Here is a 25,798-nt window from a genome sequence, read left to right as displayed (position 1 = left end):
ACGCATGACGCGGCAAGCTTCCATAGTTTGCGCCGCGTGGCAAAACTTATGCTAAGATAAGGTAACATCATGGCCGCTATTCATTTCAGGCTGACGAAAGGAAGCAGACTTAGTGTGATGAAACCGTGGTATGAACAAAGCTTTGGCAGGGATTATATGATCGTTTATCGACACCGGGACTCAGGACAAGCTAATCAGGAGGCCAAGAGGATGGCGAAGTGGCTGGCACTGCCTGAGCAAGCCTGCGTGCTGGATATCGGCTGCGGCATGGGGAGGCATTCACTGGCCTTGTCAGAAGCGGGCTTTGACGTGACGGGGGTGGACCTGTCCGATGCTCTGCTGCAAGAGGCAAGGGAGCATGATCGCGAAGGCCGGGTGGCATGGAAGCATGGTGATATGAGAGAACTGCCATTTGCCGACGGAACATTCGACGCGACGTTCAATCTCTTTACCTCATTTGGCTATTTTTCGCTTGAAGAGGATAATAAGAGCGTGCTGCGGCAGATTCGGCGTGTATTGCGCAAGGGAGGCTCTTTCTTGATCGACTACCTGAATCCCCATTATATTGAACGGAATCTCGTTGCGTGGTCCGAGCGGTTCGACGAGCTATGCGGACTGCAAATTGTCGAGGAGCGTTCGATCACGGGCGGATGGGTACAGAAGGAGATATCCGTGTTCAAGCCGGATGAGCCGGAGCGGGCGAGACAATATTTGGAGAGAGTGCGGCTGTATCCGCTGGAGTGGTTCGAGCGGAGCTATGAGGAATGCGGACTCCGATTGGAGCAGCTGTACGGCAATTATGACGGCAGTCCGTATGATAAGGAAAAATCGCCGCGAATGATTATGGCAGGGAGTGCATTATGAATACGACGATATCCACATTAGAACACGGATGGCTGCAGGTGAAGGTTCCGCTGCCTTTCTCATTGAAATGGGTCAACAGCTATATCATCCCGGAGCGGGAGGGCGTAACCGTCATTGATCCTGGTCTGGGCACACCTGAAGCCAAGAAGCTATGGGAGAGTACGCTGGCGGAAACAGGGCTTGGGTGGAACGACATCACACGAATCATACTTACGCATCAGCATCCCGACCATTACGGGCTGGCAGGGTATATGCAGGAACGAGCGGGAGCACCTGTCTATATGAGCGAGAGGTCGCATGCTTATGCGCAGCGGCTGTGGGGGGAAGGAAGCCGCTTCCCAGGGGCGCTGCGCGAGCTGTACATCCGCCATGGCATGCCGGGGGAGATCATGGATCGCATTGAACACAACCTGGACGGGTTCATTGAGCTTGTATCGCCGCAGCCTCAGGTACAGTACATATCAGCGGGGCAGAGGCTTCAGCTTGGCGAGTGGGAGTGGGAGCTGATCGATGCGCCTGGCCATGCGTATGGCGCCTTATGCTTCTATCAGCCGGGAATCCGCTGGATGATATGCGGCGATCAGGTGCTGCCTCATATTACGCCCAATGTCAGCGTAGTGCCGGGAGAGGAGCTGGACCCTCTGGAAGCCTTTCTTGACAGTTTGAAAGGGCTGAAGTCGTACGACGTTGCCTTCGCCTTGCCAGGGCACCGCGATCCCTTTACCGATTTCGGAGGCCGTATCGAAGAATTGATCGGTCATCATGCCAGAAGGCTGGATCGGATGGCTGAGCTGCTGAAGGAGGAGCCATGTACCGCCTTCGCGCTATGCGAGACGCTGTTCGGCGCCCGTCTGCGGGACAATCCGCATAACCTCAGATTTGCGATGTCCGAGACGCTGGCGCATCTCTATTACCTGGAGCGGGAAGGCCGAATTCGGAGCCAGGAAGCCGCTGCTGCACTAATCTATGAGTCGTTCTGAACGCGAAGTCCTTTACGCCGGAAACGGTGTGAGGGGCTTTTTTTTATGCGCGAATCCGGCGTCTGGGGCATTTATTTATCTGAAAAAAACGCTGTATTGCGATCACCGTTGATTTTGTACAACAATCGTTAGTTAGTGTTCTGGAATGGGGCGGGCACCCGGATTAAGATAGTACTATTCCATACACAAGATTACGAATGAGTAGGTGGTTAGAAGTGTTAGATCGAGTAGCTAAGAGGAAAGATTCAGCAAGCATGCAGCCTAACGTTTCTTTGGACAAAGCCTCGTTCTGGGTGAGGTTTGCGAGGCAATGGGACTATCAACTCATGATTTTGCCGGCTATCTTGTTTCTGCTGATATTCAGTTACGGCCCGATGTGGGGCGTGCTGATGTCGTTCCAGGAATTCAATTTGTTCAAGGGCTTCTGGGAGAGCGAGTGGGTAGGCTTCCGCCATTTTGAGATGTTTTTTGAATCGCCGGAGTTTTGGCGCATTATGCGCAATACGTTCGTCATCAGCTTGTTGAAGCTGGCAATCGGCTTCCCGGCTCCAATCATTCTTGCGTTAATGCTGAACGAAATTGGCGGCGTATTGTTCAAGCGCTTTGTCCAGACGATTACGTATATTCCCCATTTTATTTCGTGGGTGGTCATTTCCGGTTTTGTATTCTCCATGTTCGCGGTGGATGACGGCGCAGTGAACAACCTGCTGCTCGCCATCGGGCTGATCGACGCCCCCATTAACTGGATGTCGTCGCCCAATTACTTCTGGTCGATTCTGGTCGGCACGAATGTATGGAAGGAAATCGGCTTCGGCTCCATCGTCTACCTGGCGGCCATCGTCGGCATCGACCCCTCGCTGTATGAGGCTGCGGCTATTGACGGCGCCAGCCGATGGAAGCAGATCTTTACGATTACGATTCCCGGCATTGCGCCTGTCATTATCATCTTCCTGATTCTTGGCGTAGGCAACGTGCTGAACGCCGGATTCGAGGACATCATGATGCTTACCCGCAACCTGAACAACGGAATTGTGATGTCGGTCGCGGATGTGCTCGATACGTATGTGTACCAGATGGGCATCATGAACCAGCGATATTCCTATGCGACAGCGGCGGGCTTGTTCAAATCATTCCTTAGCATCGTACTTCTGGTCGGTGCCAATGCGATCGCACGAAAATTGGGACGGGAGAGTCTATGGTAAGCGGTATGTATGATCACGATGAAACTATCATGAGGAGTGGCGACATTGAAGCTGTCATTTACAGATAAGGCATTGCGCGGCACGATTTACGCACTGCTCACGATTTTGGCATTTATTACGTTTTATCCGTTCTGGAACTCGTTTGTCATCTCATTCAACAGCGGCTCGGATACGGCGCTTGGCGGCATCACGTTCTGGCCGAGGGACTTTACGCTCCAGAACTACGAGATCGTGTTCAAGGACAAACAAATTTTCAGCGCCTACTTTATTACTATCATGAGAACCGTGCTTGGCACAGCGCTATCCATGTTTTTTACGGCATTGTTCGCTTACGGGTTATCGAAAAAAGGCATTTTGCTCAAAAAGTTCTACACGCTGTTCGCCATCTTTACGATGTTTTTCAACGGCGGGCTTATCCCTTACTTCATCATCGTGTACAGCTTGAACCTGTACAACACGTTTTTCTTCCTGATTCTGCACGGGATGGTCAGCGTATATAACATGATTATTTTCCGGACGTTCTTCACCCAGCTGCCGGACGGCATCGAGGAATCGGCCCGGATCGACGGATGCTCGAACTTCGGCGTCTTCTTCCGGATCGTGCTTCCGGTATCGGGACCGGTACTGGCAACGCTTGGCTTGTTCACGGCCGTATTCCTGTGGAACGATTGGTTCATTCCGGCGGTCTTCATCCATGATCAGAACCTGGTGCCGCTGCAGACGCTGCTTGTCCAGATCATTAACGCCGGCACAACGGCCAATCTGCTGAACAATCTGAATAGCTACGCGCAAAGCGCCGTGTCTCAGACCGTAACGGTCAAGGCGCTCCAGATGGCGACGATGATGGTGGCGACGCTGCCGATTCTGATGGTGTATCCATTCCTTCAGCGTTACTTTGTCAAAGGCGTGCTCATCGGGTCGCTCAAGGAATAGGTTATGAGGGCTCAGAAACTGCCCGATTCATCTGCAATACCGCATTAACAATTAAGAGCAACGGGGATATACTGGTATCAGTATATTCCAGTTCGCTTTTTTCTGTTTTCGAGGGAGGAACATCCGTGTATAAAGCAATCGTAGTGGACGATGAAAATTTCGATCTGGAAGGCATGAGACAGCTCATTCCGTGGACGGAGCTGGGCATTGAAGTATTGCGTTGGGAGAACAAGCCGCTGGCGGCATGGTCGTTCATTGAGCAGAACCATCTGGATATCCTGATTACCGATATTAAGATGCCGATCATGAGCGGTCTGGAGCTGGCCAAGCTGGCCCAGCAAAAAAATAATCGGGTGAAGAAGGTATTCATCAGCGGCTACCAGGATTTCGATTATGCCAAGCAAGCGCTGGATATGAAAGCGGATGCGTATCTGCTCAAGCCGGTAGATGATGATGAGCTGATCGATATATTGCGAAGAATCGTAGCGGAGCTGGATGCGATGAAGGAAGAAGAGGCAACCAGCATGGATTCCTTCGAATTCATCCGCAATGATGTGGTGCTCCATCTGCTGGAGGGCGATATGGACGAGCAGACGCTGCATACGTTCCTGCAGAAGTATTCCGTCAACATCCCGAAGACGGCTGCCGCCGCCGTGCTTATTGAAGTAGACCGCGTCTTGCCGAGCCGGTACTCGGAGCGGGATCATGCCATTCTGCTGGATCATACGCTGGAGCTGATTATGAATTATATCGACAAGCGCAGTCTCGGCTTGTATTGCAAAGTGTCGGATGCCCGCATCGGACTCATCTATACGGCCTCGGAACCCGGGATGATCGACGAGCTCGACCGTATGATCGATCAGGTGAGGTCGTACGGTCCGCTTACGGCAACCGTCAGCTTCGGCGACTCCGTTACGGATCGGGGCTCGCTGGTGTCCTCCTTCGGACAAGCGCGCGAGCTGATCGGCTTCAAGATGTTTTTGGGACGGGACAGGCTGATTCTCCCCGGCGAAGCCAAGTGGAATGAAGCGAGGGAGGTCCGGGACGTCAACTCCATTCTGGACCAGATGTTTACGGCGACGGTCAACTATCAGCTTGTTCGCATATGCGACTGTATGGAGGAGCTGTTCCAGCTGGTGAAGACGTTCGAGAAGCCGATCCGGGTCTATCATTTCTCCTTGCATATCGTGATGAAGCTGGAGCATTATTTGGAGCAAATGAACGAAAGCTTCCAGAGCTTGCTCGGCTGGAGCAGCGATTATTTTGATACGATCAATCAGTTCGAGACGGCCCATGATATTCAGTCCTGGCTGCAGCGGACGCTCTTCGAAATCTCGGAGATGGTCTATACGCGCAAGCAAAGCCGAAACAACCGTCTATTTGATGAAATTACGGGTTATGTAAAGGATCATCTCTCGGAGGAAATTACGCTGAAGGAAATGGCGAACCACTTTGCCTATTCACCCAATCATCTCGGTCATATGTTTAAGGTTACGATGGGCGTCAGCTTTAACGAATATATGGCGATGTGCCGCATGGAGAGGGCGAAGGAGCTGCTTCGCAACCATAAGCTGAAGGTGTATGAAGTAGCCGATCAGGTCGGGTACAAAAGTCTGACGTACTTTAGCCGGGCATTCCGCGAATACGCGGGCATGACGCCGGGAGACTACAGAAAGCAGGGGTGATCTCATGAGCCGCCGTTCCAAATGGTTTTTCCCGCTTCGGTACAAGCTGCTAGTCTCCTATATCCTGCTTGCGCTCATACCGGTACTGGCCATCGGCAGTTATTCCTACTATTATACGATGCACTCCATTGAGGAGCGGACGAAGGACAATCTGAAGGTAGCGCTTGGCCAATTCTCCAATAGCGTGCAGATTCGCATGTCCGATATTATCCGGAGCTCCGACGCCATCTTCGACGACCAGGTGCTGTCCCGCTATCTATCGGGGTATATTCTGGGTTACGAGCGCCATCAAATTATGACGACATACGTGCTGCCGAAGCTCGATATGGCTACTGCGCTGCCGAATGTGCAGGTGATGCTCGATGTGTATCTGGACCGACCGTCCGTGGATGAATATTATTATGAAGCGAAGGAGAAGTTTCTGCGGGACGGCCAGCGGCAGTTCGGCATTCGGTACACCGAACGAATCCAGGATGAGCCGTGGTACCGGGATACGCAGGACCTCGCTTATGACAGCATCATCTGGCAGCAGATCGGCAATGACAAGGAGTTTCAGAATATCTCGCTCGTCAGGCCGTTAATTGACTATGAGCGGATCGGCAAGATCGGTCTGATCAAAGTGACGGTGAAGCTGAAGGATATATTTGAAGATTATGATTTCAGCGCCTTCGGCGAAGAGATGAAGCTGGTCGTTGTCGATGAGAACCATAAGCTGCTGTATACCAGTTCCATGCCGGAAGAGGAGTACAGGGAATCGATGCTTGTACAGGCCGAGACGAACGGCGATATGCTGCTGGAGTCCCCACTTGGCATGATAAACGCTCGAATTGCGGTGCTGGTTCCGCTGGATTCGCTCCATAAGGAATCGTTTCATATGAGAAATACGGTAATTCTGATCTGTTTGTCCAGTTTGCTCGTCGCGATACTCATTAGTATCTTTACGTCCAAGGTGTTCACGCTGCGGTTCGGCAAGCTGGTGCATTCTTTGCAGGCCTTTAAGGAAGGCGACTTGCAGCGCCGGATCAAATACAAGGGCAACGATGAGTTCGGGCAAATATCCGAAGCGTTCAATGATATGGCCTCCACGATCCAAAGCCAGATTAATGAGATCTACATAAGCAAGCTGGAGAAGAAGGAAGCGGAGCTGCAAATTCTGCATGCGCAAATCAATCCGCATTTCCTCTATAATACATTCTCGTCCATCAGCCGAATGGCCAAGCTTGGCGAGCTGGAGAAGCTGCATGAGATCATCCGGTCGCTGGCCAAGTTCTACCGCATGACGCTGAATCGGGGGGAGATGTTCATCCCGATCGGCAAGGAAATCGAAATTATTGAATCTTATTTGAGCATCCAGAACATTAAATACGCAAGCCGGATCATCATCAGGTTCGAGATTGACGACTCGCTGCTGGCATTCAAGACGGTCAAGTTCGTCCTGCAGCCATTCGTCGAGAACGTGCTGGAGCACGCCTGGTATGATGATCAGATTGAGATTGACGTTGCCGTATTCGCCGAGAACAGCGGGGAAATTGTGATGGAGGTTCGAGACAACGGGCTTGGCATGAAGGACGAGACGATTGCGGCAATCTTCAGCGAATCGGGCAACGGCATCGGGTACGGGATTCGTAATGTCGAGCAGCGGATCAAGCTTCATTTTGGCCAGTCCTACGGGGTTACTATCCGGAGCATGATCGGTCACGGGACGGCGGTGCGGCTGCGCATTCCTGCTGTGGCCGAGGTCGAGAAGGCAAGCGGCGAGAGGGATTGAATGAAGGAAACTCCCGATCGTAAACGTTTGCAAAAAGCGTCATTGATTTAGTACACATTTCGTTGATTGGGACGATTTTTTGCCTCCCCTATCAATTTTATAATGAGCATGTAGCACATAATCAAGAGAGGGGCAAATGATCCATGAACAGCAAAAAATCGTTTCAAGCGCTTATCGTGCTAGCGCTTAGCGTCATCCTCGTGCTTAGCGCTTGTTCGAGCAAAAATGAACCGGCGCCTTCGCCAAGCCCGACAGCATCGCCAAGCGGCAATGAACAAGGTTCCGGCAACGAAGGAGGGGAAGGCGGCGAGGTCTCCACAGATCCGCGTGCCAAGATAAAGCCGGTAACCTTCACGCAATACGTGCATTATGACTGGTTTACAGCGCCTTCGTGGGAAGAGCGCCCGCATGGCAAATGGATTACAGATAATTTGGGCGTTGCGATCGAGCCGATTCAATCCAACGGTGCAGCGGCTCAGCGCCTCAACTCCATGATCGTATCCAACGAGCTGCCGGATGCACTTGTACTGGACAAAGGCAAGGATGTAGAGCGTCTGGTGGAAGCAGGCAAGCTGGTTGCCCTTGATCCATATCTGGAGAAATACCCAGAGTTCGTAGCAACAATCGGCGAAGAGACACTGAACATGCTGCGCAGCGCCGACGGCAAGCTCTATCAGATTCCGAACTGGTACATTAATGGCGACCAAGGCAACGGCAACGCAGCGTACATCGTTAATAAGAAAATTTATAAAGACCTGGGCTCTCCACCGCTTGAGACTTGGGATGACCTGGAAGCTTACCTGAAGCAAGTGAAAGACAAATATCCGAACATTATTCCTTTTGACGCAGGCGAAGTGCGCGACGGCTCCGAGCTGCAATTACTCGGCATGCTATATAGTGGCGCGGCTAACGGCAATACGCCTCAATTCATCTCTCCTGGCGGCGTATTCGGCGTACCGCAAGGCGACAAGATCGTCTCGATCTTCCAGGACCCGTCTTTCCAGGAAGCGGCGCTGTATACGAGCCGTCTGTTCCGCCAAGGGCTGACATCCCAGGATATGTTCACCCAAACTCGCGACCAGATCAACGAGAAGCTGAGAGCGGGCAATATCGCCGTATTCGCAGCCTATGACGCTGTAGTTGAAGGCATCGGACGCGAGGCGAACAACGTACTGAAAGCAAAAGATCCAGAGGCGGGCTATGATGTTATCTGGCCGGTTCACAAGGCAGGCGTAGACAAAAATCAGGTATTCCCGTCCGGCTACAATGCACTCGGCTGGAACGTCAACGTGATTACGACCAAAGCGGCTGATCCGGAAGCGATCTTCGCTTACATGAACTGGGCTACGAGCGAAGAGGGCCAGCGCGTATTCTTCTTCGGCCCTCCGGGATTGTTCTATGACGATGTGCAAGACGGCGTCCCGGTTCCGAACGATGCTTACATCAACCGCGATCCGAAAAAATACGATGAGCTGAAAATCGGCGAATTCAACTGGTACGGCAACACGGTGTATATCGATACAACGAAAGGCAAGCGCGAGCAATTGCTGCCTGAGGAAGCGCAAGACTGGACGACTGTCGGACAAACGACCGTATCGTTCAAGACGTCCAAAAACATTACGGAATTCTCCAATATGACGCCGGTTCCAACGTCGGAGGAAGGCATCATTATGCAGCGTCTCACCGATTACTATAAGCAAGCCGTCTCCCAAATCGTCTTCGCGAAGAGCGATGAGGAAGTCATCTCGCTGATCCAGAAGGCCGATCAAGAGACACAAGGTCTTGGCTACCAGAAGCTGCTGGACTGGAAAAGCGCAAAGTGGAAAGAAAACCTTGAAATTATGAAAAAATAATCGGATTTTAAAATCCCTTCGAATTTGCAGGGAAGCCGTCGATGAACGGCTTCCCGCTGCAAAGAGAGGGGATTTTTTGTGTGTGAAGCTTCCGGAAAAAAGGTTTTTCATTACATGATATATTGCACATTAATGAATTATATGTTACGCATTATATATATTTAATACATCATATATAAAGATTCATGACGGTTAGTTCGAATGAAATTAAGGGGGAGAATGCGCATGGAGAGAGAACTGGCACTGGAGATTGTACGTGTAACTGAGCTTGCGGCACTGGCTTCCGCACCATGGATGGGAAGGGGCGACAAGAACAGCGCTGATGGGGCTGCAACAACAGCTATGCGAACGATGTTCGACTCCGTATCGATTCGGGGAACGGTCGTCATCGGAGAGGGCGAGATGGATGAAGCTCCAATGCTCTATATTGGTGAAGAAGTAGGAAGCTTGCAAGGACCAGAGGTTGATGTTGCGGTCGATCCGCTGGAGGGCACCGAGATTGTAGCAAAGGGGCTGAATAATGCGCTGTCAGTCATCGCCGTAGCGGGCAAAGGCCAACTGCTTCATGCGCCGGATATGTACATGGAGAAGCTGGCGTACGGGCCTGCGCTTGTTGGCAAGCTGAGCATTACCGACCCCATGGAGACGACCTTGTACAAAGCGGCCGACGCGCTGAACAAAAAGGTATCCGATCTGACCGTCATGATTCTGGATCGGGTGCGTCATGAGTCAATCGTCAAGGTGCTGCGTAAAGTAGGCGTCCGCATCAAATTCCTGTCGGACGGCGACGTGGCAGGGGCAATGGCTCCCGCATTCCCGGAGGCGGGCATAGACCTCTATGTGGGCTCGGGAGGGGCGCCGGAGGGGGTGCTGGCGGCTGCGGCCTTGAAGTGCATGGGAGGCGAGCTGCAGGGCCGTCTCATGCCGGCAGACGCTTCGGAATACGAGCGCTGCGTCCAGATGGGCATTGAGGATCCTTACCGTGTGTTGACGATGGAGGATATGGTCGGGACGGAGGATGTGATATTCGCGGCGACGGGAGTTACGCCAGGAGAGTTTTTGGGCGGGGTGCGCTACTTTCCTGACGAGCGTGCGGAGACGCATTCCATTGTGATGCGGGCGAAGACGAAGACGGTCCGATTCATCCGCTCCATTCATTATTTGCCCAATAAGCCGCTGCTGCAGCCATCCTGAAAGCGGACCTAAGAATAGGCATAGAAAAAGAGGCCGTTCCGGCAAGGTTTAGCAACCTTCGGAACGGCCTCTGTTGTTGCGCACTAGTCAAGCGGCGGCGTGGTGACGCCTTCGCGCTCGGCTTGCTTGCGGTGGGCGATGCGGCTGGCTGCGGAAGCGGCAATCGCACCAACGATATCGTCGAGGAAGGTATGTATTTCGCCGTCGGTTTTGCTGTTCAGGCGAACAAGAATGCCCGGCTTTACTTTATCGACATAGCCGAAGTTCGTAAATCCGATGCTTCCGTATACGTTCACGATCGACAGAGCCAGGATTTCATCGCAGCCGTACAAGCTTTCATCATGCTTGATCATGTCTTGCAGCGGAGGCAGCAGCTTGCCTTCTTCTGCTAGAATATCGAGCTGAATGCCGGTCAATACGGCGTTCTGCACTTCACGCTTGGACAATACGGCGTCAACATGCTCCAGGCAATCTTCTGCAGTCAGGCCGGGAAAATAATCCTTCTGCAGGAAGAGCACAAGCTCTGCGATGTCCCCCTTGGTCACTCCGCGTTTGGCGAGCCATTCATCCGTTGCGGCAGCTACTTTCGAGCTGTTCAGGCTGTAGATATTCGCGTTCTCTTTCAATATGGTTCCCCCTCATGATTTTATGGACAAAACTGGTCTAAAACAGGGAAGGGCTCGTATACATATTACTACAAATGAGGAGTTGTACAAAGCCGACAGGCTAAAATCAATTGGGGAGGAATTATCTACATGATTCAGAAAAAATGGATTCGCCGCACCGCATACGTTGCCCTTCTGGCGCTGCCCGTTCTGACCGCAGGATGCGGATTGTTCTCACAGCAAACAAGCAAGTCAATTGATCCGCCGCAGCAGCAGGTGGAGGAAACCGACGGCATCGAGGGCGAAAATAAACCTACCGGACAGGCTCCGGCAGATGGCGTAACGGCCTCCACACTGACCGTTTATTTGCAGGATGGCAATGGCTATTTGGCTCCGGTAACGGTGCCGGCGGCTTTGACCGCCAAGGAATCAGCGCCGCAGAAGGCACTGGAAATTATGGTCGACAGCGGTGCATACGCTTCGCTTCTGCCGGAAGACTTCCGTGCGCTTCTCCCTCAAGGCACACAGGTGCTGTCGTATGAATATGATCAAGAGCGCAAAATCGCGAAAATCAATTTGTCCGAGTCCTTCACAAATTATCCGGAGCAGGACGAGCGCGCGATTGTAGAAGCGATCACGTGGACATTAACGGCTATGAGCGGCATTGAAGGCGTAGAGCTCCAAGTGGAAGGAGAGCCGCTCGAGGCGATGCCGGTAGCGGGCTTCCCGATTCAAGGCGAGCTGACGCGCACGATCGGCATTAATATCGAGCAGGCTGACGGCGTTAGCATCGCCAGCTCCTATCCGGTCACGCTCTACTTCTCCGCCGAGACGCTGCATGAAGAGGAATATTATGTTCCGGTCACAAGACTCATTGAACGTTCCGATTCCACGGCACACGCTGCGCTGGAGCAATTGATCGCAGGGCCGCTAGATAAGAAAAAGCTGACAAGCGTTATTTTGCCTGATGTGGAAGTGACGAACATCGAAGAGAAGGATGGTGTCCTTGTCGTAGACCTGCAAGACGAGTCTTATGTTACAGGACTGCCTGTCCCATCCGAGATGCTGCAAGCCGTTGTGCTGTCGCTGACGGAGAGCACAGAGGCGAGTCAGGTTCAAATCCGGATTAACGGTGAGACCAACCTGGTGGACGACAGCAACAACTCCTATAGCCAGCCTGTTGGCAGACCGCATCATGTTAATGCGCTGAAATCTTAAAGAGAGTTGCAAGACCTTAAAAAGACTGACCCAGCGGGTGCTGTTGCTGCCGCGGGTCAGTTTTTTTATGAGCCAAGCATTAGTGGATATCCACCATATTGCAACTTTGACCCTCTAATTGCCGTTCTGTACTCTAAAGCGGGTAATAATCCAGAGACCATAGGCATGAATGGACGGATAAGGAGGTATTGCAGTGAAAAGGCTGGCGCTGATCGCTTTTGTGATTCTTTTGGCAGGCTGCGGCTCGAATAATAGAGGAACGTATGACCTTTTTTTGATACCGGAGCATTATGAGGGCATTATCCGAGTGACCTACAATGTGCCGAATGCACCACTTCTCTCAAAAGAAGGGAAATACGACGTTATTCCTGTGGGCGACAAAGGCAGGTACGATACGTCCACTCCCATGTTTGATGCCGGCACCGTCATTAATCGTTACTATTATGTGAATCGGGAAGGCAAACGCATGGACATTGATCCTTCTTGCATTAATGTTAGAGGAACGGGCGGCACCGATATAGACGGAGTACGGACTCACTTTACAGAAATCGAAGTTACAAGCACCGCGTGCAGCGACCGATTCAAGTTCAAAGGGTCCGCGCCTTGATCCATCTAGCGGCTCAATATGATATGTCCTTAGAGTGGGTGTGTATCATGGCGATTGTAATTTGCGCCTTTAGATGCATTCCATCCTCGACTTTGTTAAAATAGGAAGGGTTAAAAATGGATGAATGATTCAGGAGGCTTATCAAATGAGAAATGACAGCCGGGAGCCGAACCAGCTTCGGCCGGTATCGATTACGACGAATGTAAACAAGCACGCGGAAGGATCGGTCTTGATCGAGGTAGGCGATACGAAGGTCATCTGTACAGCCAGCATCGAGGAGCGGGTGCCGCCTTTTATGAAGGGGCAAGGCAAGGGCTGGATAACGGCAGAGTATTCGATGCTGCCGCGAGCTACCCATTCGCGCAACCAACGCGAGTCCGCCAGAGGCAAGCTCACAGGGCGCACGATGGAAATTCAGCGCCTCATTGGCAGAGCGTTAAGATCTGTCGTTGATCTAAGCGCGCTGGGCGAGCGCACCATTACGCTGGATTGCGATGTCATTCAAGCGGACGGCGGTACGCGTACGACGTCCATTACGGGCGCATTCGTGGCATTGGCTCTTGCGGTGCATCATATTTCGAAGACGGCTTCCTTCAATAAATATCCGATTCGCGACTTCCTGGCTTCCGTCAGTGTAGGCGTTATTCAGGAGAGAGCCCTGCTGGACCTGAACTACGAGGAGGATTCCAAGGCGAAGGTCGACATGAACGTCGTGATGACTGGACAAGGCAAATTCGTCGAGGTGCAAGGGACGGGCGAGGATGCGCCATTCTCCCGCGAGGAGCTAAACGAGCTGCTGGCGCTTGGTGAAGCGGGAATCGCAGAGCTGATCGAGAAGCAGCGCGAGGTTCTGGGCGAGGTTGGCGCTCGTATTGGAGGTTAAGTGGATGGCGAACAACTGGCTTGAAGGTCATGATACGGTCGTCGTCGCTACCAAAAACGCCGGCAAAGTGAAGGAATTCGCCCATGCGCTCCAGAAGCTGGGGAAAGCGGTCGTCAGCCTGCACGACTATCCTTCCATTCCCGACATCATAGAGGATGGAGATACATTCGCTGCCAATGCCAGGCTGAAGGCGAAGGCAACCGGAGACGCGCTTGGCGTGCCGGCGCTTGCGGACGACTCCGGCTTATGTGTGGATGCGCTGGAGGGAAGACCAGGCGTCTATTCCGCACGATATGCGGGAGAAGGAGCGACTGATTCCGCTAATAACGCGAAGCTGCTGCAGGAGCTAGGCCAGACTGGCGCCAAGCTGCCGGGGCACACGCTGAGCGATGGCTCCAAGGCGCTAAGCCGTGCTCAATTCGTATGTGCGCTTGCGCTGTACGATCCTGCCACGGGCGAGTTCATCGAAGCGGAAGGCACCGTGGATGGGATCATCACGGACCGTCCGCATGGAGACGGTGGATTCGGCTACGATCCGTTGTTCTGGCTGCCGCAGCTCGGCAGAGGGATGGCGGAGCTGTCCAAAGAGGAGAAGGGCGCAATCAGCCACCGAGGCGAGGCGCTGAAGGTTCTGATGACGAAGCTCGGTATTTCGAACGGCTAAGCCTATGAGTAGAGCAAGAACCCGGAAGACATTCCTGCTGGAATGCGCTGCCGGGTTTCTTTTGTTTCGTTCTTAGGGGAAAGAAGGAAATTGAGGGTAACAGAAAGGGCTGCCGCAAGTCGCGATGACTTGATGGCAGCCCTTCTCTGCTATATGCTAACCGATCGAAACTTTATAGTGCTTCAGCCACAGATTGACTTGATAGAGATACGCGAACAGCTGCGGTCCGGACATCAGCTGACCGAACCACGGGAGGTTCGAGCTGGCTGTATCGGATTCCGCAAGCTCCCTGATCTTTTTCACATTGATTAAGGGAAGCAGGGGGGAGGTAGGATCATCTAATACATCCAGCAGCAAGCCTTTGACGGCCGTAAGATAATTCGGGTTATGCGTCTTCGGGTAGGGGCTTTTCTTTCTCCACAGGACGTCGTCGGGAAGAATGCCTTGCAGCGATTGGCGCAGGATTCCTTTTTCCCGGTCGCCCGCTGCCTTGATCTCCCACGGAATGTTCCACACGTACTCCACCAGGCGATGATCGCAGAAGGGGACGCGGACTTCGAGCCCGGCAGCCATGCTCATCCGGTCCTTCCGATCCAGCAGTGTGGGCATAAATCGCGTGATGTTCAAATAAGACATGCGCCGCATCCGTCTGCGTGTCTCGTCCTCACCCACCAGCTGAGGCACCTCCGCTACCGCGTCAGCGTAGCGGTCGCCGATGTATTCCTGCGGTCTGATCCAGGCTGCAATGTCGGGCGAGAGCAGGTCTGCGCGCATCGTTGTGGCGAGCGACCACGGGAAGGTATCAGCCTGAAGCGCTTCCTCCCGGTGGAACCACGGATAACCGCCGAATATTTCGTCTGCGGCTTCACCCGAGATGGCGACAGTCGCCCCCTTCTTAATTTCATGGCAGAAGAGCAGCAAGGAAGCATCCACATCGGCCATACCCGGCAAGTCGCGGGCGAGCGTCGCATTGTGCAGCGCTGTAACCAGCTCCGGTGTATCGAACTGGATCGGGTGATGGACCGTACCCAGATGCGAGGTCATTCGTTCAATCCAGGGCGCATCGCTATTGGGCTGGAAGGCATGCGCCTGGAAGTGCTTGTCGTTGTCTTGGTAATCGACGGAATACGTATGGACGTTGCCTTGCCCGTTCTTGGCATAATAGTTGACCGCCAGCGCCGTCAGCGCGCTTGAATCCAGACCGCCTGACAGCAGTGTGCATACGGGGACATCGGAAATAAGCTGGCGGATGACCGTATCCTCCAGCAGCTCTCTGACATGCTCCGCTGTTTGCTGTACGTCATGCTCATGCGGCGTGCTTCTTAGCTGCCAATATGTGATCGTCTTCACTCCCGCCCGGTTTACGACCATGCACTGCCCGGGCTTTACTTCGCTCAAGTCTTTATACACGCCGTGACCCGGCGTTCGCGCCGGACCGATGACAAAGATTTCGGCCAGACCTTCCGCTCCAACCTCCGCCTTGACGGCTGAGTGCTCCAGAATGCATTTTGGCTCTGATCCAAAAATAAACAAGCTATCCCGTTGGCTGAAAAACAACGGTTTGACGCCTAGCCGGTCTCTGGCGAGAAACAGCTCTTGGGCGGTCATGTCCCAAATGGCAAAGGCGAATATGCCGTTGAATCGCTCCACGCAAGCTCTTCCCCACTCCATAAAGGCGACAAGCAGCACTTCCGTGTCGCAGGTTGTCGTGAAGGAGCGTCCGCGGCTCGCAAGCTCCCTCTTGAGCTCTGGAGCGTTATATAGCTCTCCGTTATAGACGACCACGTACTGATCGTCTCCCGTATACCGAATCATGGGCTGGGCGCCATTCTCCGGATCCATAACGGAGAGGCGGCGATGTCCAAGCGCGCAATGGGTCGTAATCCAGGTGCCCGCCGCATCGGGGCCGCGCGGGGCAAGCGTATCCGTCATGCGCTCCAGATTGTCGCTTTCTCTGGTCAAGTCGCTGTTCCAATCAATCCAGCCGGTTATTCCGCACATCCTTCTCATTCCTCTCTATGCTGGACTCCAGTTGCGATAATAACAGTTATATGCTGAAAAAAGGGATAAAATGTCTGTCCAACGGGGGAAGCTAAGCTGGATAGCATGACGTTGAGAGGCAATTTGAAAATGGAAGGAATGGGTATAAAATGATGGATGAGCATCGTCATGAAGAAAGGTTTGAAGGCAATAAAACCTTTTATGTGTCCGTACAAGCCGGACAAATATTAGAGGATCAAGGGGCGGCGGCTTATGAGCTGGAGATTCATGCGAACGAAGATCAGGTCAATCTGCTCAGGGAGCTGTTTGAGGAGCTGTCATCCATGGATGAAGCGCAGACGTTCCACTTCGCAGGCAGTCCCTACTCGCCCAATAACGACGAGTCACTGAATGGCGCATATGACGACATTATTAGCCGCATTTATAAGCTGCTGCATGAATGCGGCACTAGCGATACGAAGCATCATATTGAATCGATGGAACTATTTTAACGAGTGAGAGGAGATAGAGACAGTGAACGTTAGAAGTGCTCGGGTAAGAGGAATCGTGCGCCGCGGAGAAGAACCATGCGCTGAGGTTGAGGTGGAGACGGATTCCGAATCCGCACCGGTCGTGCTGGCTTACTTTGCGAATGAGGGCGGTGTTGCCGTCCTGCGGTCGGTGCTTCGCAATGATGCGGACCGGGAGACGGACTGGTTCGACAACAATTTGCATCAAGCCTTTAAAGACATGACGTCGTCCGCGCTCTATTCAGATGATGAGACAGGACGCAATTCGTTTCAGGAGAGCGTGTTGGCGGACGAGCATATCAGGCGTGATGTGGAAGCGGTGCTTGCAGATACTCTTTGATCGGCATCCATGTTATAATTTGTCCTAAAATGTTTTGGGGGCGTACAGGATGCAAAAACTGGTGTTTTTTGTAGGAGTAGCAGGAACAGGGAAGACGACGGTGGCGCGGAAGCTTAGCCAGTTTATGCCGGCGGCGTTTCTCGATCGGGATACGATTGGCGGACGATTTGTGGAAGCGATACTGGAGATGCAGGGTCTGGACCCTAAGGACCGTGATTCCGATTTCTATAAAAAGAACTTGCGCGATTTGGAATACGACACCGCCAAGGATGTATGTATCGAGAACTTGGCTGCAGGGCAAAACGTCTTTATGATTTCACCGTTTACAGCGGAGCTGAAAAATCAGGCGTGGATCGAGGATGTCCTTGCTGCTGCGCGGCTTACCAAAGCGCAGGTGGACGTAAAGGTGATTGTTGTAACCTTGCAGGACATGGAACTGCAGCACAGCCGGATTGTCGGCAGAGGAACAGAGCGCGATACGTGGAAGCTGGAGAATTGGGGCGATTTCCAGAAGCGGGTTGATTTTGTGCCTGCGATCAACTGGGACATCCCTGAGAGCAGCATCCTGATCTTCGACAACAGCGGCGAGCTGACAGAGGAGAAGGTAGAGCAGTTGCGCAAGTTTGCGCTGGGGGAGTAGCGCGAAGAGAAGGTAGAGCAACTGCACGGATGGTGAGTAGATGTAGTGTGTATGTGTCTGTCTCTCCGGCAAACTAGCCTTAATCGTGCGCAGGTCTTTGTAACTAGCTTGTAATACGTCCAGGTGAACGATATGGGCGTGCCTGTGGTTATATAGGCGGTGCGGTGGAGCTTTGGTAGTATGCAGCTGTTTTGGAGGGGAGTTTCATCAATGGTCAGCTGACAGTGTGATGAGGATGAGGCCGGTTGTCGATTGAAATTTCTAGCAGCATTAGATAGTGACCGGATTTATTCGAGCTTCCCCGCAAGATTCGCGCGGGGAGCTTTTTCGTTTCCGTTTCGGACGAACGAAAAATGGGTATGTAGGATACGAGTCATGCAAGCGGCAGAAGCCTACAGCGCCCAAGCCCGGCTGAAAGCAGTCTGCAGGCCGAGAAACTCGGCTTACAGCGCCCAAGCCGAGCTGGAAGAGCCTGCAAGCCGAGAAACTCGGCTTACAGCGCCCAAGCCGAGCTGAAAGCAGTCTGCAAGCCGAGAAAATCGGCTTACAGCGCCCAAGCCGAGCTGGAAGCAGCCTGCAAGCCGAGAAACTCGGCTTACAGCTTGAGCAAACAATCACATACGCGAAATGCTTACAAGTATACAAAAAAATGTTTGCACAAATACATACAACAAGCATGCATCCGTATAACAAAGCGCATCGCCAAACAACAAAAAAGCCGCTCCCAAAGCCGGATATCGGCTTCAACGAGCAGCTGTATATGCGATGCTATGGCGTCCCAGGAGGGATTCGAACCCCCGACAACTCGCTTAGAAGGCGAGTGCTCTATCCGACTGAGCTACTGGGACGCGTGAGTAATAATATAGCATGCGACGTAGAGGTATTGCAAGCCATTTTTTAGATATTCTCAAAAAAACTTCGGCATTTTTTTCTTGCGACTCGGCGTGTTATAATCGTACCCAAGATTACAGGCTGATTCCTTAAGCAAGACGGGAGTTACTCGAAGGCGGTGTTATCATTACAACTCCTCAAGACCCTCATACAGAGGGTAAAGACAATGTTTATTTATTTCCCAGCATGCTGGATCAATATCAAATTCAATTGACCCGAATGCTGGAGGCGGAGCAATATGGCGAAGCCAAAGAGCTGTTAACCTTTCTTCTGCAGTGCCAAGGTCAGGAGAAGCGGCATTACGAGGAATGGGACAGTCTGCTTGGCTGGCTGGAGATGGCATTCCCCGACGATACGCAAAGAGGCGCTGGCCTCGAGACGGACGATGCCGAGAATGAAGAAGCTACGCTCCGGGAGCAATTGCTGAAGCCGCCCGTTCAAGATGAAGCTTACATCCATCAAGTGATGTATATTATGCAGCATCATCCCATGATGGATCAGCAAATGCTCGCGCTGGAGAGAGCGGCATACATAGATGACAGTCAAGTAACCGAGACGATATTGGAATGGCTGCGAAGCGAGACGATTCATCCGCTCCTGCAATTCAAAGCTCTGCAATGCTTGCGCAAGCGCGGAGTATCGGGTACGCTGACGCTTGAGCGGCTGGACGAGCACGCAGAGCTGGAGATCGAAGCGACGCCGCTAACGTTGGATGAATTCCCGCAGCCGATCGGGCGCATTCTGGATCGAACGGCGACGATCGCCGAGACGGATGATCCGACGCTGCCTCATTTTGCCAGAGAGCTGTGGAAGGAAAGTCTGGAATATTTGTACGGCACATCCGCATACAGATGGATGCTGCACGACAATGACGAGACCGTCGATTGCTACGCGGCAGCGCTGCACTTGACACTTAACTTGACGGTCTACGGTTCGGCGAATGACGACGATATACGCGATACATATGGGATTACGGATAGCCTCAGATTCCGCTACGAGCAGGCGTGCAGAACGCTTCGCGGAGTGGCCATGCTGCTCCAAACTGGCGGCGATGAAGGCTAGCCTTGAAAAGCTTGTCCATCTTGTTTATAATGGAATGGTTTATGTAACGTGAAAACTTGTGATGCATGCGCATTTTTGGAGGGGAAGGCATAAAATGAAAGCAACTTGGGAAAAAATAGACAAGAACCTCGTCTCGATCGACGTCGAGGTAGACGCTGAGAAAGTAACGGTCGCACTCGACCAAGCCTTTAAGAAAGTGGTAGCAAAGGTTAACGTACCTGGCTTCCGCAAAGGCAAAGTGCCACGGGGCATTTTTGAATCCCGTTTCGGCGTAGAAAGCTTGTATCAGGACGCAATCGACATCCTGCTGCCTGAAGTGTACACAGCTGTTGTGAAAGAAAACAATCTTGAGCCGGTTGACCGTCCTGAGATTGACGTAACGCAATTCGCGAAGGGCCAATCCTTCAAATTCAACGCTAAAGTAACCGTTAAGCCTGAAGTTCAGCTTGGCGAGTACAAAGGTCTTGAAGTTGAAGCGGTTCAAGCGGAAGTGACGGAAGAAGAAATCGCGGCTGAGCTGGAGCGTCTGCAAGGACGTCATGCCGAGCTGACAGTTGTAGAGGAAGGTCCTGCTCAAAACGGCGACATCTCCGTTATCGACTTCGACGGCTATGTAGACGGCGAGCAATTCGAAGGCGGCTTCAGCGAGCGCTACTCCCTTGAGCTGGGTTCCGCATCCTTCATCCCAGGCTTCGAAGAGCAAGTAGTAGGCATGGAGCTTGGCGACTTCAAGGACGTTGAAGTAACGTTCCCAGAGAGCTACCACGCTGAGCACCTGGCAGGCAAGCAAGCGATCTTCAAAGTAAAGCTGCATGAGCTGAAACGCAAATCCTTGCCGGCACTTGACGATGAGTTCGCAAAAGACGTCAGCGAATTCGATACGCTTGAAGAGTTCAAGAAAGATCTTGTAAGCAAGTTGAAAGTGAATAAGGAAAAAGAAGCGGAGCAAGCTCGCGAAGTAGCTGTCGTGGACAAAGCGACTGCAGCGGCTGAAGTGGAAATTCCTGAATCGATGATCGACACTGAAACAGATTACATGGTGAAGGATTTCGAAAACCGCCTGCGTATGCAAGGCATGAACCTTGATCTGTACTACCAGTTCTCCGGTCAAAGCGAAGAAGTGCTTCGCGGCCAAATGCGTTCCGATGCTGAGAAGCGCGTTCGCAACAACCTGGTGCTGGAAGCAATCGCGAAAGCTGAAGGCTTCGAGGCGACTGATGCTGATCTGACGGAAGAGCTGGAGAAGCTGTCCACGCAATACAACCGTCCTGCTGAAGAGCTGCGCGACATCTTCGAGAAGAACGGCAACATCAGCAACCTGGAAGAAGATATCCTGCTTCGCAAAACGATTCAGTTCCTTCTTGAGAACAGCAAAACTGCTTAAGACATCCCCGGCTTTGGCTGGTATAGAAGAATAGGAAGTACCCCAAGATAAGGCGCGTGTATAATACGTGCCTTATTTTTACCCTACATATTGGTTTTTAGCTTTGCATATGCGGATAATCCGCGTACATATCGATTGACCGTCGCCGTATACTGTAGTATTCGGAAAAATGACATGAAAACAAGTACGTGATACAATGAGTGAGCAATATACACTCCAAAACGAAAAGAGGTTGGTCGCATGAATCTGGTACCGATCGTAGTTGAACAGACGAATCGCGGAGAACGATCCTATGATATCTACTCCCGGTTGCTGAAGGATCGCATTATTTTTCTTGGAAGCGCGATTGATGATGACGTCGCGAACTCTGTTATCGCCCAGCTGCTTTTCCTGGCGGCCGACGATCCGGAGAAGGACATTCATCTCTACATTAACTCTCCTGGCGGTTCTGTAACGTCGGGCATGGCGATATTCGATACGATGCAATACATCAAACCGGATGTATCCACGATCTGCATGGGCATGGCTGCAAGTATGGGCTCGCTCCTGCTTACGGCGGGCGCCAAAGGCAAGCGCTTTGCGCTGCCTAATGCCGAAGTAATGATTCACCAGCCGCTTGGCGGCGTGCGTGGCCAAGCGACAGATATTAAGATTCATGCTGACTGGATTCTGAAAACGAAGCAGAAGCTGAATGAAATCTATGTCGATCGTACCGGACAGCCGTACGAGAAGATTGACCGCGATACTGATCGCGACTATTTCATGAGCGCGGATGAAGCCTTGGCCTATGGTTTGATCGATAAGGTCATTACTTCTCCGGGCCTTGTATAATTGACGATGACCTATACGAAGGGGTGAGTGCATGTTTAAGTTCAATGACGAGAAAGGCCAATTGAAATGCTCGTTCTGCGGAAAATCCCAGGATCAGGTGCGCAAGCTGGTAGCCGGTCCTGGCGTATATATATGCGATGAATGCATCGAGCTGTGTACAGAGATCGTAGAAGAGGAGCTCGGCAATGAAGAAGAGCTCGATCTGAAGGACATTCCGAAGCCGAAGGACATTCGAGCTATTCTCGATTCCTATGTTATCGGTCAGGAATCCGCGAAGAAATCGCTGTCTGTAGCGGTATACAACCACTATAAGCGGATTAATTCCGGCAGCAAAATTGAAGATGTCGAGCTTCAGAAGAGCAATATCTTGCTTCTGGGACCTACGGGCTCCGGCAAGACCTTGCTGGCTCAGACGATGGCAAAAATTTTGAACGTGCCATTCGCAATCGCGGACGCCACTTCGCTTACAGAAGCGGGTTATGTCGGTGAGGACGTCGAGAACATCCTGTTGAAGCTAATTCAAGCCGCGGATTACGACGTTGAGAAAGCGGAGCGCGGCATTATCTATATCGACGAAATCGATAAAGTAGCCCGCAAGTCGGAGAATCCGTCCATTACGCGTGACGTATCCGGCGAAGGCGTGCAGCAAGCGCTTCTGAAAATCTTGGAGGGCACGGTTGCATCCGTACCGCCGCAAGGCGGCCGCAAGCACCCGCACCAAGAGTTCATCCAGATCGACACGACAAACATTCTGTTCATCTGCGGCGGCGCATTCGACGGCCTGGAGCAGCTGATCAAGCGTCGTATCGGCAAAAAAGTGATCGGGTTCAATTCCTCCGGCGAAATGCAAAAAGACCTGAAGCCGGGCGAATACTTGTCCATGGTATTGCCGGAAGATCTGCTTAAATTCGGTCTCATTCCGGAATTCGTAGGACGTCTTCCGGTCATCTCCACTCTGGAGCCGCTTGACGAAGATGCGCTTGTTCGGATTCTGTCCGAGCCGAAGAATGCGCTTGTGAAGCAGTACCAGAAGCTGCTGGAGATGGACAATGTGAAGCTCGACTTCGAGCCGGCGGCACTCGACGCTATCGCGAAGGAAGCGATCAAACGCAATACAGGCGCACGCGGACTCCGGGCGATTATCGAGGGCATTATGCTTGAGGTCATGTATGAAGTGCCATCGCGCGACGATGTCAGCACTTGCCTTATTACCGAGAAATCGGTACAGGACAAAATCATGCCTGAGCTCTCCGCCAAAAAAGGCAAGAAGAAGGAAGAAAGTGCTTAACTCTGATATAGGATGATGAGTCCACCCCATGGTCTTAGTGCGTTCGCACCCGGCCATGGGGTGGACTTTCGTGTTTTAATGTAAGATAATATAAATGATTCATGATTCCATACATCTTCCAATTCGGTAAGCATGTATGGGCATTTACATCCGAGGCTTATGGGTCTTATACGTTTGATGGGAGAGATCACTTATGTATTTGCGTCAGGACACAGTTGCGGTGAAGGTTGGAGATCTGACGATCGGCGGCAGCAATGAAGTTATTATTCAAAGCATGTGCACAACCAAGACGGCCGACGTGGAAGCAACCGTCGCGGAGATTTTGCGACTGGAGGAAGCGGGCTGCCAGATCGTACGCGTAACCGTGAACAACAAGGAAGCCGCGGATGCCATTAAAGAAATAAAGAAACGCATTCATATTCCGTTAGTTGCGGACATTCATTTCGATTACAGGCTCGCACTTGCCGCCATCGAAAATGGTATTGATAAAGTCAGAATCAATCCGGGCAACATCGGTCGCCGCGAGAAAGTGGAAGCCGTAGTTAAAGCCTGTAAGGAAAAAGGTATTCCGATCCGTATTGGCGTCAATGCGGGCTCGCTTGAGAACCATTTGCTGGAGAAGTATGGTTATCCGACACCAGAGGCAATGGTAGAGAGCGCCTTGTTCCATATCGGCATTCTGGAGGAGCTGGACTTCCACGATATTATCGTGTCGCTTAAAGCTTCCGATGTGCCGATGGCAATTGCGGCATACAGCATGGCGGCTGAGAAAATCAAATATCCGCTCCATCTGGGGATTACGGAAGCGGGTACGCTTCATACCGGCACAATCAAGAGCTCTGCGGGTATTGGCGCCCTGCTGGCGATGGGGATCGGCAATACGGTGCGTATCAGCTTAAGCGCAGACCCTGTTGAGGAAGTGAAGGTAGCCAGAGAGCTGCTGAAGACATTCGGCCTTATTACAAATGCGGCAACGCTTGTATCTTGTCCGACTTGCGGACGCCTCGACATCGACTTGTTCTCGATTGCCAACGAGGTGGAAGAGTATATATCCAAGATCAAAGTACCGATCAAAGTATCCGTGCTTGGCTGCGCGGTGAACGGCCCGGGCGAAGCACGCGAAGCGGATATCGGCATTGCCGGCGCTCGCGGCGAGGGCATGCTGTTCCGTTACGGAGAGATGATTCGGAAAGTGCCAGAGGCGGAGCTGCTTAACGAATTGAAAAAGGAAATTGATGAGATCGTGCGCGTATTTGAGGAAACAGGCGAAATCCCTGGCCGCAAGAACCATGCACACGCTTAATCGCTGAACAACGAAGAGGACTTTACCCTTTACAGGGCAGAGTCCTCTTTTTCACTTGGCTTCCGTTAGCATTAAGCCGGTGGCTGCTGGGAGGAAGGCTGCAGTAATTGCTTCAGCTTTTCGATGAGTAGTAGAAAGTCCTCTTTGGATAGCTCGGCTTGTCCGATGGCGGCTTCCAGCTTCTCCAAGGCTGCATATTGATCATTCAAGACGACCTTGATTTGATCAACAGCTATGATTGTGGCTGCTAGAAGCTTTTTGATATCATCGACGCGCATAGTTAGACACCGCCTTTACCCGGGACTTGATTTCTTGATTGCTTTGATGGCGTCCAGCAAAGCTTTTCGATGCTCCTTCTGCTGCTCCAGAACCGTTTCGACTACGGATTGGATGGATTCGAATTTAATCGTCGTCTTCCTTGTTGCTTGCATTCAACATCTGGATTAGCAGATAAAGAATAATCGGGAGAGCGAGGTTGTCTGCATACGTGATATTGAATGCTTGTCCTCCCAAGCTCGTCCATTGTGATGCTTTCATGATTTGTGCTTCTTTTTGTTTTTGTGCGATGTGATGATTTCGTCTAGCAGTCTTGCCAAACCGTTAGGCCAGTCCAGTCCCGCGACATAGAAGGCAAGCGCATCCTGGTCTCCGAATTTGGGCGAATCGTCTTTGCCTTTAGCGCCATCCGCTCCATTCTCGTCGTCGCCTCCGTGTCCCGGAGCGCCCTGCGCCACTTTACCCGTTACTGTCTCTTGGGTGTGAGGTGCTTGTTCGTCTGTGCCTGCCGTGCCGTTGGCGCTGTCATTGCCCGACTTCCCGTCTTGGCCTGTCGCATGCGCCTCATTTCTTGTCTCACTCAGGTGGATCACCTCTTTTCCTGTTGATATTCATAAGATATGTCGGAAGGACAAGAAAGGTCAGGGTGAGTTGTCCGAAGGCGCGAGCCTTTTTGTTGTGGAGACAAGGAGGGGGACAATTGAAAATGCTACTTTCGTTGTCGGAAGGCGATTATTCCGCATGGCAAGAGGCAATACTGACTTAATACGGATAAAGTTGACGGAGAACATCAGTAATCTCGCAGTACGCCAATAAC

General features: G+C 52.1%; 27 protein-coding genes and 1 tRNA gene. 21 read left to right on the top strand and 7 right to left on the bottom strand.

From position 1 onward, the window contains the following. Window positions 1-69 precede the first annotated feature (69 nt). The 8 genes from ACFVSO_RS10200 to glpX all read left to right on the top strand — a co-directional run bounded on the left by ACFVSO_RS10200 (window position 70) and on the right by glpX (window position 10,479). The gene (locus tag ACFVSO_RS10200) at window positions 70-864 is read left to right on the top strand and encodes a class I SAM-dependent methyltransferase (RefSeq protein ID WP_387472822.1); all 795 of its coding nucleotides are present in this window, start codon (window positions 70-72) and stop codon (window positions 862-864) included. Beyond that, entirely contained in the window at window positions 861-1,844 is a 984-nt protein-coding gene (locus ACFVSO_RS10195; RefSeq protein WP_387472820.1) for an MBL fold metallo-hydrolase, read from the top strand. The genes ACFVSO_RS10200 and ACFVSO_RS10195 overlap by 4 nt, the downstream gene beginning before the upstream one ends. Window positions 1,845-2,098: 254 nt before the next feature. After that, entirely contained in the window at window positions 2,099-3,046 is a 948-nt protein-coding gene (locus tag ACFVSO_RS10190) for an ABC transporter permease (protein ID WP_387472885.1), read from the top strand. A gap of 45 nt (window positions 3,047-3,091) precedes the next feature. Further along, window positions 3,092-3,979 (top strand): carbohydrate ABC transporter permease, encoded by an 888-nt coding sequence (locus ACFVSO_RS10185; RefSeq protein WP_387472818.1) that lies wholly within the window; start codon window positions 3,092-3,094, stop codon window positions 3,977-3,979. A 125-nt stretch (window positions 3,980-4,104) separates the two neighbouring features. Further along, window positions 4,105-5,664 (top strand): helix-turn-helix domain-containing protein, encoded by a 1,560-nt coding sequence (locus tag ACFVSO_RS10180; protein ID WP_387472816.1) that lies wholly within the window; start codon window positions 4,105-4,107, stop codon window positions 5,662-5,664. A gap of 4 nt (window positions 5,665-5,668) precedes the next feature. Next, complete coding sequence (locus tag ACFVSO_RS10175; protein WP_387472814.1) at window positions 5,669-7,432, top strand: sensor histidine kinase; 1,764 nt, start codon at window positions 5,669-5,671, stop codon at window positions 7,430-7,432. 143 nt (window positions 7,433-7,575) lie between these two features. Then, on the top strand, window positions 7,576-9,285 hold the full coding sequence (locus tag ACFVSO_RS10170; protein ID WP_387472812.1) for an extracellular solute-binding protein: 1,710 nt from the start codon (window positions 7,576-7,578) through the stop codon (window positions 9,283-9,285). 225 nt (window positions 9,286-9,510) lie between these two features. Continuing rightward, complete coding sequence (gene glpX / locus ACFVSO_RS10165; RefSeq protein WP_387472810.1) at window positions 9,511-10,479, top strand: class II fructose-bisphosphatase; 969 nt, start codon at window positions 9,511-9,513, stop codon at window positions 10,477-10,479. Between the two features lie 83 nt (window positions 10,480-10,562). Here the strand turns inward: glpX and ACFVSO_RS10160 are convergent, their stop codons facing one another. Then, window positions 10,563-11,105, bottom strand: a complete 543-nt coding sequence (locus ACFVSO_RS10160; RefSeq protein WP_387472808.1) for a phosphatidylglycerophosphatase A family protein — start codon at window positions 11,103-11,105, stop codon at window positions 10,563-10,565. A gap of 129 nt (window positions 11,106-11,234) precedes the next feature. On the opposite strand from ACFVSO_RS10160, the gene ACFVSO_RS10155 reads away from it, so the two are divergent. The 4 genes from ACFVSO_RS10155 to ACFVSO_RS10140 all read left to right on the top strand — a co-directional run bounded on the left by ACFVSO_RS10155 (window position 11,235) and on the right by ACFVSO_RS10140 (window position 14,456). Beyond that, the gene (locus ACFVSO_RS10155) at window positions 11,235-12,302 is read left to right on the top strand and encodes a GerMN domain-containing protein (protein WP_387472806.1); all 1,068 of its coding nucleotides are present in this window, start codon (window positions 11,235-11,237) and stop codon (window positions 12,300-12,302) included. 193 nt (window positions 12,303-12,495) lie between these two features. Continuing rightward, window positions 12,496-12,909 (top strand): DUF6843 domain-containing protein, encoded by a 414-nt coding sequence (locus ACFVSO_RS10150; RefSeq protein WP_387472804.1) that lies wholly within the window; start codon window positions 12,496-12,498, stop codon window positions 12,907-12,909. Between the two features lie 145 nt (window positions 12,910-13,054). Beyond that, the gene (gene rph, locus ACFVSO_RS10145) at window positions 13,055-13,792 is read left to right on the top strand and encodes a ribonuclease PH (protein WP_387472802.1); all 738 of its coding nucleotides are present in this window, start codon (window positions 13,055-13,057) and stop codon (window positions 13,790-13,792) included. Window positions 13,793-13,796: 4 nt separating this feature from the next. Further along, on the top strand, window positions 13,797-14,456 hold the full coding sequence (locus ACFVSO_RS10140) for an XTP/dITP diphosphatase (protein WP_387472800.1): 660 nt from the start codon (window positions 13,797-13,799) through the stop codon (window positions 14,454-14,456). Window positions 14,457-14,612: 156 nt separating this feature from the next. On the opposite strand, the gene asnB is transcribed toward ACFVSO_RS10140, so the two are convergent. Further along, the gene (gene asnB / locus ACFVSO_RS10135) at window positions 14,613-16,457 is read right to left on the bottom strand and encodes an asparagine synthase (glutamine-hydrolyzing) (protein WP_387472798.1); all 1,845 of its coding nucleotides are present in this window, start codon (window positions 16,455-16,457) and stop codon (window positions 14,613-14,615) included. 149 nt (window positions 16,458-16,606) lie between these two features. On the opposite strand from asnB, the gene ACFVSO_RS10130 reads away from it, so the two are divergent. From ACFVSO_RS10130 to ACFVSO_RS10115, 4 genes are all read left to right on the top strand, one after another. Further along, entirely contained in the window at window positions 16,607-16,948 is a 342-nt protein-coding gene (locus tag ACFVSO_RS10130) for a hypothetical protein (RefSeq protein ID WP_387472796.1), read from the top strand. 22 nt (window positions 16,949-16,970) lie between these two features. Further along, on the top strand, window positions 16,971-17,306 hold the full coding sequence (locus tag ACFVSO_RS10125; RefSeq protein WP_387472794.1) for a hypothetical protein: 336 nt from the start codon (window positions 16,971-16,973) through the stop codon (window positions 17,304-17,306). Between the two features lie 49 nt (window positions 17,307-17,355). Then, a complete protein-coding gene (locus tag ACFVSO_RS10120; RefSeq protein WP_387472792.1) occupies window positions 17,356-17,946 on the top strand; it encodes a P-loop nucleotide/nucleoside kinase family protein in 591 nt (196 codons plus the stop codon). 375 nt (window positions 17,947-18,321) lie between these two features. After that, a complete protein-coding gene (locus ACFVSO_RS10115) occupies window positions 18,322-18,462 on the top strand; it encodes a hypothetical protein (RefSeq protein WP_387472790.1) in 141 nt (46 codons plus the stop codon). 255 nt (window positions 18,463-18,717) lie between these two features. Here the strand turns inward: ACFVSO_RS10115 and ACFVSO_RS10110 are convergent. Further along, window positions 18,718-18,794: transfer RNA gene (locus ACFVSO_RS10110), tRNA-Arg, on the bottom strand. A gap of 229 nt (window positions 18,795-19,023) precedes the next feature. On the opposite strand from ACFVSO_RS10110, the gene ACFVSO_RS10105 reads away from it, so the two are divergent. The 5 genes from ACFVSO_RS10105 to ispG all read left to right on the top strand — a co-directional run bounded on the left by ACFVSO_RS10105 (window position 19,024) and on the right by ispG (window position 24,705). Next, window positions 19,024-19,899, top strand: a complete 876-nt coding sequence (locus ACFVSO_RS10105) for a hypothetical protein (RefSeq protein ID WP_387472788.1) — start codon at window positions 19,024-19,026, stop codon at window positions 19,897-19,899. Between the two features lie 94 nt (window positions 19,900-19,993). Further along, window positions 19,994-21,283, top strand: coding sequence for a trigger factor (gene tig / locus ACFVSO_RS10100; RefSeq protein WP_387472786.1), 1,290 nt, complete (start codon window positions 19,994-19,996; stop codon window positions 21,281-21,283). Between the two features lie 240 nt (window positions 21,284-21,523). Continuing rightward, the gene (gene clpP, locus ACFVSO_RS10095) at window positions 21,524-22,114 is read left to right on the top strand and encodes an ATP-dependent Clp endopeptidase proteolytic subunit ClpP (protein ID WP_387472784.1); all 591 of its coding nucleotides are present in this window, start codon (window positions 21,524-21,526) and stop codon (window positions 22,112-22,114) included. 31 nt (window positions 22,115-22,145) lie between these two features. After that, window positions 22,146-23,402 carry an ATP-dependent protease ATP-binding subunit ClpX gene (gene clpX, locus ACFVSO_RS10090; RefSeq protein WP_119798596.1) on the top strand — a complete coding sequence of 419 codons (1,257 nt, stop codon included), beginning with the start codon at window positions 22,146-22,148 and terminating at the stop codon, window positions 23,400-23,402. Between the two features lie 193 nt (window positions 23,403-23,595). Further along, the gene (ispG, locus tag ACFVSO_RS10085) at window positions 23,596-24,705 is read left to right on the top strand and encodes a flavodoxin-dependent (E)-4-hydroxy-3-methylbut-2-enyl-diphosphate synthase (protein WP_387472781.1); all 1,110 of its coding nucleotides are present in this window, start codon (window positions 23,596-23,598) and stop codon (window positions 24,703-24,705) included. Between the two features lie 71 nt (window positions 24,706-24,776). On the opposite strand, the gene ACFVSO_RS10080 is transcribed toward ispG, so the two are convergent. From ACFVSO_RS10080 to ACFVSO_RS10065, 4 genes are read right to left on the bottom strand one after another with little or no spacing between them, the layout of a single operon-like run. Further along, entirely contained in the window at window positions 24,777-24,983 is a 207-nt protein-coding gene (locus ACFVSO_RS10080) for a hypothetical protein (RefSeq protein WP_387472778.1), read from the bottom strand. A gap of 15 nt (window positions 24,984-24,998) precedes the next feature. After that, complete coding sequence (locus ACFVSO_RS10075; RefSeq protein ID WP_387472776.1) at window positions 24,999-25,136, bottom strand: hypothetical protein; 138 nt, start codon at window positions 25,134-25,136, stop codon at window positions 24,999-25,001. Further along, on the bottom strand, window positions 25,108-25,242 hold the full coding sequence (locus ACFVSO_RS10070; RefSeq protein ID WP_387472774.1) for a hypothetical protein: 135 nt from the start codon (window positions 25,240-25,242) through the stop codon (window positions 25,108-25,110). Before ACFVSO_RS10070 ends, ACFVSO_RS10075 begins: the two co-directional genes overlap by 29 nt. Then, window positions 25,239-25,574, bottom strand: a complete 336-nt coding sequence (locus ACFVSO_RS10065) for a hypothetical protein (RefSeq protein WP_387472772.1) — start codon at window positions 25,572-25,574, stop codon at window positions 25,239-25,241. The genes ACFVSO_RS10070 and ACFVSO_RS10065 overlap by 4 nt, the downstream gene beginning before the upstream one ends. Between the last annotated feature and the right edge of the window lie 224 nt (window positions 25,575-25,798).

This window comes from Paenibacillus sp. NPDC057967 (genome assembly GCF_042887015.1).
In the GTDB taxonomy this organism is placed as follows: Bacteria; Bacillota; Bacilli; order Paenibacillales; family Paenibacillaceae; genus Pristimantibacillus.
Note: the sequence above shows the minus strand (reverse complement) of the source record. Positions and strands in the feature narration are given on the sequence as shown.

Bases quoted from the DNA above. Each gene is read 5' to 3' on its own strand.
- ACFVSO_RS10200 (WP_387472822.1), top strand. From the start codon at position 70: ATGGCCGCTATTCATTTCAGGCTGACGAAAGGAAGCAGACTTAGTGTG.
- ACFVSO_RS10195 (WP_387472820.1), top strand. From the start codon at position 861: ATGAATACGACGATATCCACATTAGAACACGGATGGCTGCAGGTGAAG.
- ACFVSO_RS10190 (WP_387472885.1), top strand. From the start codon at position 2,099: ATGCAGCCTAACGTTTCTTTGGACAAAGCCTCGTTCTGGGTGAGGTTT.
- ACFVSO_RS10175 (WP_387472814.1), top strand. From the start codon at position 5,669: ATGAGCCGCCGTTCCAAATGGTTTTTCCCGCTTCGGTACAAGCTGCTA.
- ACFVSO_RS10170 (WP_387472812.1), top strand. From the start codon at position 7,576: ATGAACAGCAAAAAATCGTTTCAAGCGCTTATCGTGCTAGCGCTTAGC.
- glpX (WP_387472810.1), top strand. From the start codon at position 9,511: ATGGAGAGAGAACTGGCACTGGAGATTGTACGTGTAACTGAGCTTGCG.
- ACFVSO_RS10155 (WP_387472806.1), top strand. From the start codon at position 11,235: ATGATTCAGAAAAAATGGATTCGCCGCACCGCATACGTTGCCCTTCTG.
- rph (WP_387472802.1), top strand. From the start codon at position 13,055: ATGAGAAATGACAGCCGGGAGCCGAACCAGCTTCGGCCGGTATCGATT.
- ACFVSO_RS10140 (WP_387472800.1), top strand. From the start codon at position 13,797: ATGGCGAACAACTGGCTTGAAGGTCATGATACGGTCGTCGTCGCTACC.
- asnB (WP_387472798.1), bottom strand. From the start codon at position 16,457: ATGTGCGGAATAACCGGCTGGATTGATTGGAACAGCGACTTGACCAGA.
- ACFVSO_RS10130 (WP_387472796.1), top strand. From the start codon at position 16,607: ATGATGGATGAGCATCGTCATGAAGAAAGGTTTGAAGGCAATAAAACC.
- ACFVSO_RS10120 (WP_387472792.1), top strand. From the start codon at position 17,356: ATGCAAAAACTGGTGTTTTTTGTAGGAGTAGCAGGAACAGGGAAGACG.
- ACFVSO_RS10115 (WP_387472790.1), top strand. From the start codon at position 18,322: ATGCAAGCGGCAGAAGCCTACAGCGCCCAAGCCCGGCTGAAAGCAGTC.
- ACFVSO_RS10105 (WP_387472788.1), top strand. From the start codon at position 19,024: ATGCTGGATCAATATCAAATTCAATTGACCCGAATGCTGGAGGCGGAG.
- tig (WP_387472786.1), top strand. From the start codon at position 19,994: ATGAAAGCAACTTGGGAAAAAATAGACAAGAACCTCGTCTCGATCGAC.
- clpP (WP_387472784.1), top strand. From the start codon at position 21,524: ATGAATCTGGTACCGATCGTAGTTGAACAGACGAATCGCGGAGAACGA.
- clpX (WP_119798596.1), top strand. From the start codon at position 22,146: ATGTTTAAGTTCAATGACGAGAAAGGCCAATTGAAATGCTCGTTCTGC.
- ispG (WP_387472781.1), top strand. From the start codon at position 23,596: ATGTATTTGCGTCAGGACACAGTTGCGGTGAAGGTTGGAGATCTGACG.
- ACFVSO_RS10080 (WP_387472778.1), bottom strand. From the start codon at position 24,983: ATGCGCGTCGATGATATCAAAAAGCTTCTAGCAGCCACAATCATAGCT.
- ACFVSO_RS10075 (WP_387472776.1), bottom strand. From the start codon at position 25,136: ATGCAAGCAACAAGGAAGACGACGATTAAATTCGAATCCATCCAATCC.
- ACFVSO_RS10070 (WP_387472774.1), bottom strand. From the start codon at position 25,242: ATGAAAGCATCACAATGGACGAGCTTGGGAGGACAAGCATTCAATATC.